10 protein-coding genes are annotated in these 16,074 nt (G+C 70.2%); 6 read left to right on the top strand and 4 right to left on the bottom strand.

Annotated elements, in window-relative coordinates; genetic code table 11:
• Positions 1-6: 6 nt before the first annotated feature.
• A complete protein-coding gene (locus BM013_RS18110) occupies positions 7-1,362 on the bottom strand; it encodes an NAD(P)/FAD-dependent oxidoreductase (protein ID WP_093129018.1) in 1,356 nt (451 codons plus the stop codon).
• 293 nt (positions 1,363-1,655) lie between these two features.
• Complete coding sequence (locus BM013_RS18115) at positions 1,656-2,270, bottom strand: glutathione peroxidase (RefSeq protein WP_093129019.1); 615 nt, start codon at positions 2,268-2,270, stop codon at positions 1,656-1,658.
• Between the two features lie 129 nt (positions 2,271-2,399).
• Between BM013_RS18115 and BM013_RS18120 the strand changes: the two genes are divergently transcribed.
• The 3 genes from BM013_RS18120 (at position 2,400) to BM013_RS18130 (ending at position 4,792) form a co-directional block, all read left to right on the top strand.
• Positions 2,400-3,257, top strand: a complete 858-nt coding sequence (locus BM013_RS18120; protein ID WP_093129020.1) for a ferritin family protein — start codon at positions 2,400-2,402, stop codon at positions 3,255-3,257.
• 101 nt (positions 3,258-3,358) lie between these two features.
• A complete protein-coding gene (locus tag BM013_RS18125) occupies positions 3,359-4,249 on the top strand; it encodes an RNA polymerase sigma-70 factor (protein ID WP_093129021.1) in 891 nt (296 codons plus the stop codon).
• 81 nt (positions 4,250-4,330) lie between these two features.
• Positions 4,331-4,792, top strand: coding sequence for a carboxymuconolactone decarboxylase family protein (locus tag BM013_RS18130; RefSeq protein WP_093129022.1), 462 nt, complete (start codon positions 4,331-4,333; stop codon positions 4,790-4,792).
• 25 nt (positions 4,793-4,817) lie between these two features.
• Here the strand turns inward: BM013_RS18130 and BM013_RS18135 are convergent, their stop codons facing one another.
• Positions 4,818-6,032, bottom strand: a complete 1,215-nt coding sequence (locus BM013_RS18135) for a septal ring lytic transglycosylase RlpA family protein (protein ID WP_093129023.1) — start codon at positions 6,030-6,032, stop codon at positions 4,818-4,820.
• Positions 6,025-8,829, bottom strand: a complete 2,805-nt coding sequence (glnE, locus tag BM013_RS18140) for a bifunctional [glutamate--ammonia ligase]-adenylyl-L-tyrosine phosphorylase/[glutamate--ammonia-ligase] adenylyltransferase (protein ID WP_093129024.1) — start codon at positions 8,827-8,829, stop codon at positions 6,025-6,027. Before glnE ends, BM013_RS18135 begins: the two co-directional genes overlap by 8 nt.
• Before the next feature lie 25 nt (positions 8,830-8,854).
• Here glnE and BM013_RS18145 point away from each other — a divergent pair, with 25 nt between their 5' ends.
• The 3 genes from BM013_RS18145 to BM013_RS18155 are packed head-to-tail and all read left to right on the top strand — an operon-like array spanning position 8,855 to position 16,052.
• Entirely contained in the window at positions 8,855-13,180 is a 4,326-nt protein-coding gene (locus BM013_RS18145) for a YhdP family protein (RefSeq protein ID WP_093129025.1), read from the top strand.
• Positions 13,177-13,992 carry a carbon-nitrogen hydrolase family protein gene (locus BM013_RS18150; RefSeq protein ID WP_093129026.1) on the top strand — a complete coding sequence of 272 codons (816 nt, stop codon included), beginning with the start codon at positions 13,177-13,179 and terminating at the stop codon, positions 13,990-13,992. The genes BM013_RS18145 and BM013_RS18150 overlap by 4 nt, the downstream gene beginning before the upstream one ends.
• 2 nt (positions 13,993-13,994) lie before the next feature.
• Entirely contained in the window at positions 13,995-16,052 is a 2,058-nt protein-coding gene (locus BM013_RS18155; RefSeq protein WP_093129027.1) for a two-component system sensor histidine kinase NtrB, read from the top strand.
• Positions 16,053-16,074 lie beyond the last annotated feature (22 nt).

Raw genomic sequence — 16,074 nt, forward strand, 5'->3', positions numbered from 1 at the left:
CCGGGGTCATACCAGCGCGCTCCCCATGGCGCCGAGCGGGGCGTCCTGGCCCGCCAGGCGCGCGCGCAGGCCCTTGGCCGCGGCCAGCCCGGCCTTCAGGCCGTCCTCGTGGAAGCCGTAGCCCATCCACGCGCCCGCGAACCAGGTGTTGTTGCGGCCTTGCAGCAGCGGCACCTCGCCTTGCGCGCGGATGGCGGCAAGGTCGAGCACCGGGTGGTCGTAGTCGTATTCGGCCATGACCTGACTACGCTGGATCTCGCGCACCGGATTCAACGACACGACGACCGGTTGCGCCCACGGCAGCGGCTGCAGCTTGTTGAGCAGGTAGTGCAGGCAGACGCGCCCGGCCTCGCGCTCGCCGGCGGGCGCGCGCTCGTAGTTCCATGCGGCCCAGGCCGATGGGCGCTGCGGCAGCACGGCGGCGTCGGTGTGGAGCACGGCATGGTTCGCCTGGTAGCGGATCGCGCCCAGCACGGCGGCCTCGGCCGGGCTGGCGTCGCCGAGCATGGCGAGCGACTGGTCGGAATGGGTGGCCAGCACCACGTGGTCGAAATGCTCGGTGCCGGCATCGGTGGTCACGTGCACGTCGACGCCCGAGCGGCCGATGCGGCGCACGGGGGTGTTCAGGCGCAGGTTGGCGTGTCCGGCGGCCAGGCCGGCGACGATCTTCTCGACGTAGTTCCGCGAGCCGCCGCTCACCGTGCGCCATTGCGGCCGGTTGGCGATCTGGATCAGGCCGTGGTTGTGGCAGAAGCGGATCATGGTCGCGACCGGGAACGCCAGCATCTGCGTGGTCGAGCAGCTCCAGATGCAGCCCATCATGGGCAGGAAGTACCAGTCGCGAAAGGCCGCGCCGAAGCGATGCGTGTCGAGGAATTCGCCCAGCGGCTGGGCCAGTTCGCCTTCGGTGCCGGCCTGGGCGATGCGCGTGGTCAGGCGGTTGAAGCGGATCAGGTCGCCGAGCATGCCCAGGAAGCGGCCGTCGAACAGGTTGCGCCGCTGCGCGAACACGGTGCCCAGGTTGTTGCCGCTCCACTCGAGCGCGCCGCCGTCGTCGCGCGTGGCCTGCACCGAGAACGACATCTCGGACAGCGCCGTCTCGACGCCGAGCTCGGCGAAAAGGCGGATCAGATTCGGGTAGGTGCGGTCGTTGTAGACCAGGAAGCCGGTGTCCACGCCGTGCGCCACGCGGGTGGGGTCGGCGGCGGAGCGCGGGAGTTCGATCGTTGCCGTATGGGCATGGCCACCGAAGTAGTCGCCGGCTTCGAAGAGGGTGACGGCGGCCACGTCGCGCAGCGCGTGCGCGGCGGCCAGCCCGGAGATGCCGGCGCCGATGACGGCGATGCGGGCGGTGTGCGTCACTGCACGCCTCCCGGCCGGCTGGAAGACAAAAATGCTGCGAGGCGCCCCGACGCGAAGGAGGGAGGGAGGGAGGAGGAGAAGAATCGCCTCGGGATTTCGACCGGACGGCAGGCGCCCGGAAGACCTCGCAACATGAAAACCGGTGGGCACTCACTGCCCACGCAAGTTAGGAGCGCGGCGCCCGCGGCACGGTTCCCGCCGGAGTAGTAAACGTTTGTTTCTCTGGGTTCACGATGGCTTGGACGCATCGGTAAATAATATTACCGATCCGTCTTTTTGTGAACTGCCCAGTCTCAATTTGGTCCGAGCTGCTTCTCGATGACGTTCACGAACCCGTTTTCATCGGGCGCCGTCATGCTCGACCACGCCTGCACGACCTTGCCGTCTCGCCCGATCAGGTACTTGTAGAAGTTCCACTTGGGCGTGGTGCCCGAGGCCTGGGCGAGTTGCTTGAACAGCGGGTTCGCGTCGGAGCCGCGCACCGAGGTCTTGGCGAACATCGGGAATTTCACGCCGAAGGTGCTTTCGCAGAAGTCGGCAATTTCCTTGTTCGAGCCCGATTCCTGGGCGAAATCGTTCGACGGGAAGCCCAGCACCACGAGCCCGCGCGAGCGGTATTTCAGGTCCAGCGACTCCAGCCCCTTGTATTGCGGCGTGAAACCGCAGAAGCTGGCCGTATTGACCACCAGCACCACCTTGCCGGAGTACTGGCACAAAGACTGGGGTTTTTCATCCTGCAGCCGCGGGAAGGTGTGCTGGAGGATCACGGGGCACCCGGAAGCCTCTGCCGCAGCGGGCGCCGCGGGGGTGCTCTGGGCACTGGCCGGAAGGGCGGAAAACAGGCTCGCCACGAGGGAAACCGCCGGGGCACAGCGCCACAAGGTCGACAGTCGGGAGAGGGTTCGCATGGCGGACTCCAGTGTTCGAAAAGGGGGTGTGCATCCGTGTCGCCACGGCGCACGTATTCGCATCATCGCGCGTCTGTCATGGTCGCGCCAAACGGGCCGACTAAAATCGGCGGCCAAAGAAAGACATTGATGCTCTATCCGGAACTCTTCAGACAACTCGAATCCGTCCGCTGGGACATGGACAAGGACATTCCCTGGCAGTCGTTCGACGCTTCCTTGCTGTCGGAAGAGCAGGCGCAGACCATCAAGATGAATGCCATCACGGAGTGGGCGGCGTTGCCGGCCACCGAGATGTTCCTGCGCGACAACCGCCACGATAGCGATTTTTCCGCTTTCATGTCGATCTGGTTCTTCGAGGAGCAGAAGCACTCGCTGGTGCTCATGGAGTACCTGAAGCGCTTCAGCCCCAAGCACGCGCCCACCGAGGCCGAGCTGCACGAGGTGCGCTTCGACTTCGACCCGGCCCCGCCGCTGGAAACCCTCATGCTGCATTTCTGCGGCGAGATCCGCCTCAACCACTGGTACCGCCGCGCCGCCCAGTGGCACACCGAGCCGGTCATCAAGCACATCTACACCACGCTGAGCCAGGACGAAGCCCGCCACGGCGGCGCCTACCTGCGCTACATGAAGCGTGCGATGGAAAAGTTCGGCGACGAGGCGCGTGCCGCGTTCACCAAGGTCGGCGTCCTGATGGCCAGCGCCCGCCGCACGGCCCAGGCCCTGCACCCGACCAACCTGCACGTGAACAAGTCGCTGTTCCCCAACGACACCATCCAGAGCCGCATGCCCGACCCCGACTGGCTCGAGCACTGGCTCGACAAGCAGATCAAATTCGACGCCGTCTGGGAAACCAAGGTGGGCGAGCGCATCCTGCACAACCTGAGCCTGCTGATGAACCGCAGCTTCAAGACCGTGCAGGAGCTCAACCGCTACCGCAAGGAAGTCGCGGCCACGCTCGGCCCCAAGGCTGAATACCAGGGCGCCTGAGTCCGTACGCGGAAACGCCAAAAAGAAGAATCGCCCCGCAACCCGGGGCGATTTTTTTTGGGCTCGTGTCACAAACCTAAGATGCCAGCCGTCTACCCCCAATGGACGACGCCACCCTCACCTTCAATCGCCATCGCCCGCGCCTGCAGGGCATCGCCTACCGGATGCTCGGCTCCATGGCCGAGGCGGAAGAGGTCGTGCAGGACGCCTGGCTGCGCTGGCACGAGGCCGCCAAAGACACCTTCGACAGCGCCGAAGCCTGGCTCGTGACCGTGGTCACCCGGCTGTCGATCGACCGGCTGCGCGCCGCCAAGGTCCAGCGCGAGCACTACATCGGCGCCTGGATGCCCGAGCCCACGCTGACCGGCATGCCCGACTCCCCGGCCACGCCCGAACAGCTGCTCGAGCGCGCCGACAACATCTCCGTCGCCTTCCTGGCCGTGCTCGAGCGCCTCGCGCCCGAGGCGCGTGCCGCCTTCCTGCTGCGCGAGGTGTTCGACGCCGACTACGACGAAGTGGCCCGCACCCTCGGCAAGACCGAGGCGGCCTGCCGCCAGCTGGTGCACCGCGCCAAGGCCCAGGTGCAGGAAGGGCGCCCGCGCTTCAGCGTGCCGCGCGAGACCCACCAGCGCCTGCTGCGCGCCTTTGCCGACGCCGCGGCGCGCGGCAGCCTGCAGGAGCTGAAGGCGCTGATGAGCGAAGACGCCGAACTCATCGGCGACGGCGGCGGCAAGGTGCAGACCTTCGACAAGGTGCTGTGCGGCAGCCAGCGCCTGGCGCAGCTTTATTTCTCGCTGTGGCGCCGCATGGGGCCGGCGGTGCACATGGACATCGTCGAGATCAACGGAGAGCCCGGCATGCTGCGCTTCATCGACGGCGAACTCGAATCGGCCCAGACCTTCGAGATCGAGAACGACCGCATCGTGCGCATCCGCGTGCAGCGCAACCCCGACAAGCTCGCGCGCATCGCGCAGCTTCTTTCCTCGAAATAGATCGCGCGCGTGTCACAGGGCGGCCAGGTCGCCCGTCTTCATTGGGTAAGCAGATGTCATCGCAACCCACTGGAGCAATTCATGAACACCACTGCACGCCTGAACTGGTTCAAGCTCGTCCCGAAGTCCTTCGAGGCGCTGCTGTCGCTGAACACCACCCTCGAGCCGAGCACGCTCGGCAAGGTGCTCGTCGACTACGTCTTCGCCCGCGTCTCGCAGATCAACGGCTGCGCCTACTGCCTCGACATGCACGTGCGCGACCTGCGCGCGCAGGGCGAGGAGTGGCAGCGCATCAACAGCCTGCCCACGTGGCGCGAAGTGAGCTTCTTCAACGCGCGCGAACGCGCCGCGCTGGCCTGGGCCGAGTCGCTCACGCGGCTGGCCGACAGCCATGACGAACGCGAAGCGGAATTCGCCGCGCTGAAGGCCAACTTCAGCGACGTGGAAATCGCCGAGCTGTCGGTGGCCGTTGCGCAGATCAACGCCTGGAACCGCCTGAACGTCGGCATGCGCCTGCCGGTGCCGGTCAAGCCGCTGGCCTGAAGCCTGCGCTGCGCCGAACCTCGGCCTACTTGCGCTCCACCACCATCGGCGAGATGTGCAGGCTGTCGCGCAGCTGCGCGAGCGCTTCGCCGGCCGCATTGCGCGACGGGAAGGGCCCGGCCTGCAGCCGATGCGTGCCGGCCTCGCTGAACACGCGCAACTGCGGTGCCAGCGACGGCAGGCCGCGCGCGGCCTGGTTCAGCAGGGTCTGCGCGCCGTCCGCTTCGCGGAACGCGCCGAGTTGCACCCAGAAACCCTGCAAGGCGGTGGACGGTGCGGGCGCGCCGGGCGGCAGCGGCGGTGGCGACGATGGCGCGGCTTCCAGCGGCGCCAGCTCGTTCACCACGATGGCCGGGCGCGACGGCGGAGTGGACGGCGGCCACTGCGCCGATTCCGCGCCGCCGTTGGGCGGCGTGGTCGTGGTCGTGCTCATCGGCGTCTGCGGCACGACCGGCATCGTCGAGGCCGGCGGCGGTATGTCGTTGTAGGTGGCCGCAACCGGTACCGCCCATTGGGCCGGTACCTGCACCTGCTGCTGTGAACTCGCCACGCGCGTGGGCGGCATGCGCACGGGAACGGCCAGCGGCGCTGCAGCTGCTGCGCTTGGTGCAGCGGCATACACCGTGTCCGACTCGCGCCGCCAGGCGCCTGTGCGGATGTCCTCGTTCGTGATCCGCTCGATCTCCACCGGCGCCACGCCGCGCAGCAGGTCGAGCTTCAGCGCGGCCGTGTAGCTCAGGTCGATGACGCGGCCGTCGACGAAGGGGCCGCGGTCGTTCACGCGCACGATCACTTCGCGCCCGTTGGCCGGGTTGCGCACGCGCACGTAGCTCGGCAGCGGCAGCGTCTTGTGCGCGGCCGTCATGGCGTACATGTCGTACGGCTCGCCGCTCGAGGTCGAGGCCGCGTGGAACTTGGTGCCGTACCACGAGGCCATGCCCGATTCGCGGAACGGCCGGTCGTCGGTGAGCGGCGCGTAGCCGCGGCCCAGCACCGCGTACGGCTTGCTGGTGCCGCCGCTGGTGCGGATGGGTTCGATGCGGGGCTCGGCGTCGGGCACGCTGGCAAGGTTCGGCGGAATGTTCGCGCCGGGGCCGTCGCGGCCGCTGGCCACGCCACCGCCGCTGCTGCCGCCGCCGCCGCCGCGCGGACCGCTCGCGCAACCCGCGAGAAAGACGGCGACGGCCACCGCGCAGGCGGCCAGCGCGGTGGTCATGGGGGAGCGGATGCCGTCAGCCAAATACTGCCTTCCATAGCGCCAGCATGGCGTCGCGCTCGGCGGCCAGTGCGGGCGGGGTGACTTGCGTCGGTTCTTCGTTCAGGCGCGCGCGATGCTGCACGCGGCGCAGTTCCCGGTAAGCGCGTGCGGCGCTGCGGCCCACGCCTTCGGGCAGCAGGCCGGCCAGTTCGGCGCGCAGCAGCAGCGCGATGTTGCCCACGTTGGGAATCAGCTCGGGGTGATCGCCCGACGACGACAGCACCAGGAACTGCACCGCGAACTCGGCATCGACCATGCCGCCGGGGCTGTGCTTCACGTCGAAGCGGTCGGCCTTCACCGGCCGCGCGCCGCGCAGCTTGTTGCGCATCGCGATGATCTCGGCCTTCAGCGCCTCGCGGTCGCGCGGCGCCACCAGCACGGCTTCGCGCACCTGGTCGAAACGCGCGCCCAGTTCGGCGCCGTGGTCCTCGCTGCCCAGCACGAAGCGTGCGCGCGTCATGGCCTGGTGCTCCCAGGTCCACGCGGTGTTGCTGCCGCGCCCGAGCTGGTATTTCTCGTAGGCCTCGAAGCTGGTGGTCAGCAGGCCCGAGTTGCCGTTGGGCCGAAGCGCCGTGTCGATCTCGAACAGGTCGCCTTCGCGCGTCTTCACCGTGAGCCAGTTGATCAGCTTGCGCACGTAGGCCGCGTAGACCTCGCCGGCGCGCTCGTCGTCGTCGTCGTAGACGAACACGATGTCCAGGTCGCTGCCGTAGCCCAGTTCCTTGCCGCCCAGCTTGCCGTAGCCGATGATCGCGAACTGCGCCACCTCGCGGTGCCGGTTGCGCACATGTGGCCAGCACCAGCGCGCGGTCACGCGCAGCGTGGTGTCGGCCAGCGCGCTCAGGTCGTCGGCCACCTGTTCCACGGTGATGCGGCCGTCCACGTCGCGCGCCAGCGTGCGGAACACCTCGGCGTGGTGCGCGTGGCGCAGCAGGTTCAGCAGGCGCTCCTCGTCGGCTTCGCCGGTGCGGGTGAGCGAGGCGTGGCGCGCCTCGAGCTCGCGCTCGAACTCGGCGGCCATGAAGCGGCCCGACAGCATCTCGTCGCTCGCCAGCTCGTCGATCACGCCCGGGTGCTGCATCAGGTAGCGCGCGGGCCACTTGGCCGAGCCCAGCAGGCGCAGCAGGCGCTCCTGCACGGCGGGGCGTTCGACCAGCAGCGCCAGGTAGCTCTCGCGGCGCATCAGCGGCTCGATCCAGTCGGCCCAGCGCAGCGCGGCATCGACGTGGCGCGGCGTCTGCCCTTCGCCGTCGCCGTCGGGCTCCTTCAGCCAGACACCGGTGCGCTGCACCAGCTGGCGAAGCCGCACGCGGGTTTCCTCGCGCAGGGCCAGCACGCGCGGCTGTTCGCACCAGTCGCGGATGCGCTCGGCGAACGCGCTGGGCAGGTCGTCGAGCAGGTCGGCCAGGTCGGCGGGCGCGGCGGCCTTCTTGCCGCTGCACTTGCCGTTGCAGGGCTTCTCGCCGCCGAGCAGCTTGTCGAACTCCTGCGCGACGAACTCGCGGTGCGTGTCGAGCTGCGCCAGGAACGGGCAGCAGTCGGCATAGCCCATGGTCTGGGCGATCCAGCGCAGGTCGTCGTCGGCCACCGGCAGCACGTGGGTCTGCTGGTCGTCCAGGTACTGGATGCGGTGCTCCACGCGGCGCAGGAACTCGTAGGCCGAGGCCAGCGCATCGGCGGTTTCCTGCGGCATGAGGTTGGCGCGCGCCAGGCGCTGCAGCGCGTCCAGCGTGGGCCGCGTGCGCAGTTCGGGAAACTGGCCGCCGCGCACCACCTGCAGCAGCTGCACGGTGAACTCGATCTCGCGGATGCCGCCGCGCGACAGCTTCACGTCGTTGGCGCGCTCGGGGCGGCCCGCGCTGCGGCGCGCCGACTGCTCGCGGATCTGCCGGTGCAGCACGCGCAGCGAATCGAACACGCTGTAGTCGAGGTAGCGGCGGAACACGAAGGGCAGCACCGCGCCGCGCAGGCCCTGGGCCTGGCCGGCGAGCACGATGTCGCGCGGGGCGACCACGCGGCTCTTCATCCAGGCGAAGCGCTCCCATTCGCGGCCCTGCACCTGGAAGTATTCCTCCAGCGCGTCCAGCGAGACCACGCTGGGCCCCGAGTTGCCGTTGGGCCGCAGCGCCAGGTCGACGCGGAACACGAAGCCGTGCTCGGTGGTGTCGCCCACCAGCGCGTAGATGCGCTTCACGGCGCGCGCAAAGTATTCCTGGTTCGACAGCTTGCCCCGGCCGACGGCGTCGCCCTGGGTGTCGCCGTCGACGTCGTAGAGATAGATCAGGTCGATGTCGCTCGACACGTTGAGCTCGCGCGCGCCGAGCTTGCCCATGCCGACGATCCACAGCTGCGAGCGCTGGCCCTCGGGGCCGAGCGGCGCGCCGTGCACCGCGTCGAGTTCGTGGCAGGCGTCCTGGCACGCGATGTCGAGCGCGAACTCGGCGAGTTCGGTGACGGCCGTGGTCACCACGGCCAGCGGCGCCTGCGCGTCGCAATCAAGAGTTACAAGCCGCTCCATCACGAGCTGCCGCACAATCCGAAGCGCATCGCCCACGCTGTCCCCACGTTGGCGCAATGCCTCGTAAGCCACAGTCATCGAATCGCGCCGCGGCGCGCCAGGGGGAAGCAATGAAAGCTCGGCCGCATACCTGCGACGCAGGCGCTGCACGAAGCGTGAGTAGGAAGACGACGCGACCTGCGCGGCTGGCGTTGGAGTGGCTGGCAACTGGTTCACACTGATGCTGGTTTCCGTGGAACCCCTCTGAATGCTGGCGGTCATAATTCCCGACACAGCGCGATCCTCAATGAACGACACGGTGTCTTCCCCTTCACGTCTGCTCAAATTCACCGCTGTGACAGCGCGCTGGCTGTTGGGTCTGTTGATCGCTGCATGGCTTCTGCTGGCGCTGTCAGTCGTTGTCCTACACGCGTGGATTGTGCCGCGAATCGGTGATTTTCGCGGCGCTCTGGAGGCACAGGCTAGCAAGGCCATCGGCGTGCCGGTTCGCATCGGCTCGATCACCGCCCGCTCCGAAGGGCTTTTTCCGGCCTTCGAATTGCGCGACGTCACGCTGCAGGATGCCGGCAACCGCGAGGCGCTTCGCCTCGTGCGCGTGGTGGCCAGCGTGTCGCCGCGCTCGCTCTGGCGGCTCAATCTCGAGCAGCTCTACATCGAAGGTCCGCAGCTCGATGTGCGCCGCGACACTCAGGGAAAACTCCATGTGGCTGGTTTGCACATGGCGACCGACACGACCGGAGAAACCCGCGGCGCCGACTGGTTTTTCGCGCAGCGCGAACTGGTCATCGAAGGCGGCACCGTGCGCTGGACCGACGAGCAGCGCCAGGCCGAGCCGCTGCTGCTGACCGACGTGCGCTTCGTCGCGCGCAACGGCGGCCGGCGCCACGGCCTGCGCCTGGACGCCACCCCGCCGGCCGGGTGGGGCGAGCGCTTCACCTTGCGCGGGCAGTTCCGCCAGCCGCTGCTGTCGATGCGCACCGGCCACTGGCAGACCTGGGACGGCCAGCTCTATGCCGACCTGCCCTACATCGACGTGACACGGCTCGGCCAGTACGTGTCGCTGGACGCGCGCATCCGCGAAGGCAACGGCGCGCTGCGCGTGTGGGCCGACGTGGACGACGGCCAGGTCGTGGGCGGCGCGGCCGACCTCGGGCTGGACAAGGTCGACGTCTCGCTCGGCAAGGACCTGCCGCCGCTGGTGCTGCGCGCCGTCACCGGCCGCCTGGCCGGGCAGCTGACCGCGGACACGCTCGAGTTCTCGACCACCGCGCTGCAGTTCGACACCAGCGACGGCATGCGCTGGCCCGGCGGCAACCTGTGGCTGCAGCACTCCCCCAACAAGGGCCGCACGCCCGAGCACGGCGCGCTGCGCGCCGACCGCCTCGACCTGGCCGCGCTGGCGCTCATCGCCGACCGGCTGCCGCTCGGGGCCGCCACGCACCGCATGCTCGACGCCTACGCGCCGCGCGGGCTGGTCGAGCACATCGACCTCAACTGGCAGGGCTCGCTCGGCGCGCCCGAGCGCTACCAGGCCAAGGGCCGCGTGAGCGGGTTGCGCGTGGCCTCGCAGCCCGGCGCGACGGACGCGCCAGCCACGACCACCACCACCGCCACGCCCACCACCATCGCTGCGACCGCCACGGCCAACGCAGGCAATTCGGCAAACGCGGCGAACTCGGCTAACGCCGCCAATGCCACCCCGCCCAAGGTCCACCCCGGCACGCCCGGCCTGAGCGGCGCCACCGTCGACTTCGACGCCACCCACACCGGTGGCACCGCCGCGCTGGCCATCGCGCAGGGCACGCTCGAATTCCCCGGCGTGTTCGAGGAGCCGGTGATCCCCATCGACCGGCTCACGGCCCAGCTCCAATGGAAGCTCGACAAGGGCAACGCCCAGCTGCAGCTGTCCAGGTTGAGCTTCGCCAACGCCGACGCCGAAGGCGACGCCCAGGCCAGCTGGCGCACCAGCGACCCGGCCACCTCGAGCAGCAAGGCGCGCTTTCCTGGCGTGCTCGACCTGCAGGGCAAGCTGACCCGCGCCGACGGCACGCGCGTGTTCCGCTACCTGCCGCTGGACATTCCGCAGCACACGCGCGACTACGTGCGCAACGCCGTCACCAAGGGCACCGCCAGCAGCGTCGACTTCCGCGTGCGCGGCGACCTGCACGACATGCCCTTCATGGACCCGAAGCTGGGCGACTTCCGCATCGTGGCCAAGGTGGCCGATGTCGACTACGCCTACGCGCCGCCTCGCGTGCCGGTCACCACCGGGACCACCGCTGCCAGCTCGAGCGCATCGGCCACTGCCGCGCGCAACGGCATGCCCCCGCCCGTGTGGCCGCCGCTCACCGCGCTGTCGGGCGAGCTCGTGTTCGAGCGTGCCGGCATGCTGGTGCGCAACGCGCGCGGGCGGCTGGTGGGCGCGTCCGGCGTCGAGGTGACCAAGGCCGAGGCGCAGATCGCCGACATGTCGCACCACGCCTCGCTGCTGCGCGTCGACGCCCAGGCCAGGGGCCCGCTGGCCGAGGTGCTGCGCGCGGGCGCGCCGCTGGCCGGCGAAACCGGCGAGATCATGATGCGCGCGCGCGCCACCGGTTCGGCCGACTACAAGCTGCACCTCGAGCTGCCGCTCGCGGCCATGGACAACGCCAAGGTGCAGGCCAGCGTGGTGCTGGCCGACAACGAGCTGCAGATCGTGCCCGAGGCGCCGACCTTCACGCAGACCAAGGGCACGCTCAACTTCACCGAGACCGGCTTCGCGCTGGCCAACGTGCAGGCCAGGCTGCTGGGCGGCGACATCCGCCTGGAGGGCCGCGGCCGCTTCACGGGTCCCAACCGCGAGGTGGCGCTGAAGGCGCAGGGCACGGCCACCGCCGACGGCCTGCGCAACGCGCGCGAGGTCGACTGGCTCGCCCGCCTCGCGAAGAAGGCCACCGGCAGCACGCCGTATGCCGCCACCTTCTCGATGCGCGACGGCACGCCCGAGTTCTCGCTGACCAGCAGCCTGCAGGGCCTGGCGCTGCAGCTGCCGCCGCCGCTCGTGAAGAGCGCCGAGGAGCAGATGCCGCTGCGCATCGAGAAGAAGGTGCTGGCGCGCGAAACCCGGGAAGCCAGGCAGGGCGGCACCATGCCCGTGGGCACCGCCACGCTGGACCAGCTCTCGCTCGACCTCGGCCGCATCGGCAACGTGCAGTACGTGCGCGACCTGGCCGGCAACGAGGTGCGGGTGGCGCGCGGCAGCATCGGCGTGGGCCTGGCGGCCGGCGAGACGGCCAGCCTGCCCGACAAGGGCGTGTTCGCGAACATCAACGTCGCCAAGCTCGACATGGGCGCCTGGCAGGGGCTGCTCGGCGATACAGCCACGGCCGCGGCCAGCGGCGCCGCGTCCGCGGAAGCCACCGAGCGCGCCGACGACCCCGCGCTGGCCTACCTGCCCACGCGCATCGCCGTGCGCGCGCAGCAGCTCGCCATTGCGGGCCGCACGCTGCACAACGTGGTGCTCGGCGGCACGCGCGACGGCGCCCTGTGGCGCGCCAACATCGACGCCACCGAGCTCAGCGGCTACGCCGAATACCGCCACGCGCAGGCTGGCCGGCTGTACGCGCGGCTTGCGCGGCTGAAGATCGCGCCGAGCGAGGCCACGCAGGTCGAGACCCTGCTCGACGAGCAGCCCGACACGCTGCCCGCGCTCGACATCGTGGTGGACGACTTCGAGCTGCTGGGCAAGCGCCTGGGCCGCGCCGAGATCGACGCCGTCAACCGCGGCGGCGCGGGCCGCGAATGGGCGCTCAACAAGCTCGCCTTCACCACGCCGGAGGCCAGCTTCGCGGCCAAGGGCACCTGGGCGGGAACGCCCGGCGCGGGCGGCGGTCCAGCAGGCCAGCGCCGCACCGGCATGACCTTCAAGCTCGACATCGCCGACGCCGGCGAGCTGCTCACGCGCTTCGGCATGCCGGGCGTGCTGCGCCGCGGCAAGGGCCGCCTGGAGGGCGACGTCAACTGGCGCGGCTCGCCGTTCTCGCTCGACTATCCGAGCCTGGGCGGCCAGCTGCAGGTCGACGTGGAGCAGGGCCAGTTCCTGAAGGCCGACCCCGGCCTGGCCAAGCTGCTCGGCGTGCTGAGCCTGCAGGCGCTGCCGCGCCGGCTCACGCTCGACTTCCGCGACGTGTTCAGCCAGGGCTTCGCGTTCGACTTCGTGCGCGGCGACGCCAAGATCAGCAACGGCATCGCCAGCACCAACAACCTGCAGATGAAGGGCGTGAACGCCGCCGCGCTGATGGACGGCTCGGCCGACATCGTGCGCGAGACCACCGACCTGCGCGTGGTGGTGGTGCCCGAGATCACCGCCGGCACGGCCGCGCTGGTGGCCACGGCCATCAACCCCGCCATCGGCCTGGGCACCTTCCTGGCCCAATGGGTGCTGAGCAAGCCGCTGTCGGCGGCCGCCACGCAGGAGTTCCACATCGAAGGCAGCTGGGCCGACCCCAAGATAGCGAAGGTGCCGCGGTCGCTGCAGCTGCTGCCGCCGGGGCTGCCCGCGCTGCCAGGGCTGCCTGGGCTGCGCGGCCCCGCCACCGCGGACGAAGGCAGGAAATCGGAGACCACCCAATGAAAGTCGCAGCCATCCAGATGGTGTCCGCCATCGCCCGCGAAGTGAACCTCGCACGCGCCCACGACCTGCTCGCGCAGGCCGCCGCGGCCGGCGCCGAGCTCGCGGTGCTGCCCGAGTACTTCTGCATGATGGGCGCGCGCGACACCGACAAGCTGGGCCTGCGCGAGACCGCCGGCGCGGGCACCGTGCAGGGCTTCCTGGCCGACGCGGCGCGCGAGTTCGGCCTGTGGATCGTGGGCGGCACGCTGCCCATCGAGAGCACCGACGCCGAGCACGTGTTCAACAGCTCGCTGGCCTTCTCGCCCGAAGGGAAGTGCGTGGCGCGCTACGACAAGATCCATCTCTTCTTCTTCGACAACGGCACCGAGCGCTACGACGAGCGCCGCGTCATCGCGCCGGGCAGCGAGCCCGTGGTGTTCGAGCTGCCTTCGCGCGACGGCCACAGCTGGCGCGTGGGCATGAGCGTGTGCTACGACCTGCGCTTTCCCGAGCTGTACCGCGCGCTCGCCAAACAGGGCGCCGACCTGCTGCTGGTGCCCAGCGCCTTCACGCGCACCACCGGCGCGGCGCACTGGGAGGTGCTGCTGCGCGCCCGCGCCATCGAGAACCTGGCCTGGGTGGTCGCACCCGCGCAGGGCGGCACGCACGAGAACGGCCGCCAGACCTGGGGCCAGTCGCTGGTGGTGGACCCCTGGGGCACGGTGGTGGCGCAACAGGCCAGCGAAGAGGGCGTGGTGCTGTTCGACGTCGACGCCGCGCAGGTCGCACGCACGCGCAGGCAGCTGCCCGTGCTGTCGCACTGCGTTCTCTAGCAATGTCCTCCGATGCGCTGCTGACCGTCGCACCGCAGCGGTGGGCGCTGCTGGCGCTCGCGCGGCTGCGCTCGCTGTGGCAGCGCTGGTTCCTGTGGCTGCTGCTGGCGGTGCTGGTGTCGGCGCTGCTGGTCACGGTGGTGTGGCTCGCGGGCCGCCACGAGGTCGAGCAGGTGCAGGCCGCGCTCGACCGCGACACGGCCGATGCCGTCTCCGACCTGCGCAGCGGCTTCCAGCGCAATGCGCAGAGCCTGCGCGCCACGCAGGCGCCCGGCGCCGATCCCGCGCAGTGGCCCGACCTGGCCGCCGCGCTGCTGCGCGAGCACCGCGAATGGCTGCGGCTCGAATGGCGCGACGCCGCGCTGCGCCCGCGGCAGGCCGTGAACACGCCCTACCGCATGCGCATCCTCGACGAGACGACCCGCGGCGCCGAGCAGTCCGACGTCGCGCTGGCCTGCGCCGCCGCGCGCAAGCTCGGTGCGCCGGCCTATTCGCCGAGCCACTACGTGCCGATTGCCGGCGGCGGTGGCGTCGAGGTGATGGAGCTGTGCGTGCCGATCGACGCGGGCGGCTACCTCGTGGGCAGCTACTCGCTGCGCGACGCGCTCATCGAGCTGGTCGGCCCCACGCTCACGCGCGGCCAGGAAGTGGCTTTCACCGAGGCCGACGGCACGCGGCTGGTGGCGCTGGGCACCTCGCGGCGCACCGGCACGCGGGTGTTCACCGCGCAGCAGCTCATCGACCTGCCCGGCACCGCGCTGATGCTGCGCGTCGACGGCTGGCGCGCCGCGCCCGACCTGTTCCCGAACATGCTCACCGCGCTGGTCACGGCGATCTCGATCGCGCTGGTGTCGGTGCTGGTGCTGCTGGCGCGCGACACGCGCCGCCGCCTGCGCGCCGAGCGCGACCTGGCCGACGCGCTGGCATTCCGCAAGGCGATGGAAGACTCCGTCATCACCGGCCTGCGCGCGCGCGACCTGCAGGGCCGCATCACCTACGTGAACCCGGCCTTCTGCGAGATGGTGGGCTTCAGCCCCGAGGAGCTGATGGCCGACAGCGCCGACGCGCCCGAGGCACCCTATTGGCCCACCGAGCTGGCGCACGAGTACCAGCAGCGCCAGGCCAGGCGGCTGGCCGGCGGCATGCCGCCGCGCGAAGGCTTCGAGTCGGTCTTCATGCGCAAGGACGGCACGCGCTTTCCGGTGCTGATCTTCGAGGCGCCGCTGATCAACGCGCACCGGGTGCAGACCGGCTGGATGAGCGCGTTCATCGACGTGAGCGAGCAGCGCCGCATCGAGGAGCTCTCGCGCGCCAGCCAGGAGCGCCTGCAGGCCAGCGCGCGCCTGGCCACGGTGGGCGAGATGGCCTCGCTGCTGAGCCACGAGCTCACGCAGCCGCTGGCCGCCATTGCCAGCTACGCCAGCGGCTCGCTCAACCTGCTCGGGCCGAACGCCAAGGGCGACCAGGGCGAGGTGGCGATGGCGGTCAAGCGCATCGCCGAGCAGGCCGACCGCGCGGGCCAGGTGATTCGCAGCGTGCACGACTTCGTGCGTCGGCGCGACCGCACGCGCGAGGCCGTGGCGCCGCAGGCGCTGATCGACGCGGTGCTGCCGCTGGTGCGGCTTCAGGCGCGCAAGCTCGGCGTGATCATCGAGGTGGTGCTCGAAGACCGCCTGCCCGCGGCCATGTGCGACCGCACGCTGGTCGAGCAGGTGCTGCTGAACCTGGCGCGCAATGCCATGCAGGCCATGGACAGCCCCGACAACGTGGGCAGCCGCGTGCTGCGCCTGCGCGTGGCGCGTGCCGTGGCGGTGGGCGGCACGGGGCAGGAAGACGGCCGGCGCTGGATCGCGTTCTCGGTCGCCGACCTGGGCAGCGGCATCAGCGAGGCTGTGGCGCAGCGACTGTTCACGCCCTTCTTCACCACGCGCGCCGACGGCATGGGGCTCGGCCTGAGCCTGTGCCGCACGGTGGTGGAACAGCACGGCGGCGCGCTGGTGTTCGAGCCGAACAAGCCGCGCGGCACCATCTTCCGATTCACGCTGCCGGCCGCGGGCTGACGGCGCTTTCAGACAACCCAAC

Source organism: Variovorax sp. OK605, assembly GCF_900115445.1.
GTDB lineage: Bacteria > Pseudomonadota > Gammaproteobacteria > Burkholderiales > Burkholderiaceae_C > Variovorax.

Excerpts from the sequence above, each read along its gene's own strand:
- BM013_RS18115 (WP_093129019.1), bottom strand. The coding sequence starts at position 2,270 with ATGCGAACCCTCTCCCGACTGTCGACCTTGTGGCGCTGTGCCCCGGCG.
- BM013_RS18120 (WP_093129020.1), top strand. The coding sequence starts at position 2,400 with ATGCTCTATCCGGAACTCTTCAGACAACTCGAATCCGTCCGCTGGGAC.
- BM013_RS18125 (WP_093129021.1), top strand. The coding sequence starts at position 3,359 with ATGGACGACGCCACCCTCACCTTCAATCGCCATCGCCCGCGCCTGCAG.
- BM013_RS18130 (WP_093129022.1), top strand. The coding sequence starts at position 4,331 with ATGAACACCACTGCACGCCTGAACTGGTTCAAGCTCGTCCCGAAGTCC.
- glnE (WP_093129024.1), bottom strand. The coding sequence starts at position 8,829 with ATGACCGCCAGCATTCAGAGGGGTTCCACGGAAACCAGCATCAGTGTG.
- BM013_RS18145 (WP_093129025.1), top strand. The coding sequence starts at position 8,855 with ATGAACGACACGGTGTCTTCCCCTTCACGTCTGCTCAAATTCACCGCT.
- BM013_RS18150 (WP_093129026.1), top strand. The coding sequence starts at position 13,177 with ATGAAAGTCGCAGCCATCCAGATGGTGTCCGCCATCGCCCGCGAAGTG.
- BM013_RS18155 (WP_093129027.1), top strand. The coding sequence starts at position 13,995 with ATGTCCTCCGATGCGCTGCTGACCGTCGCACCGCAGCGGTGGGCGCTG.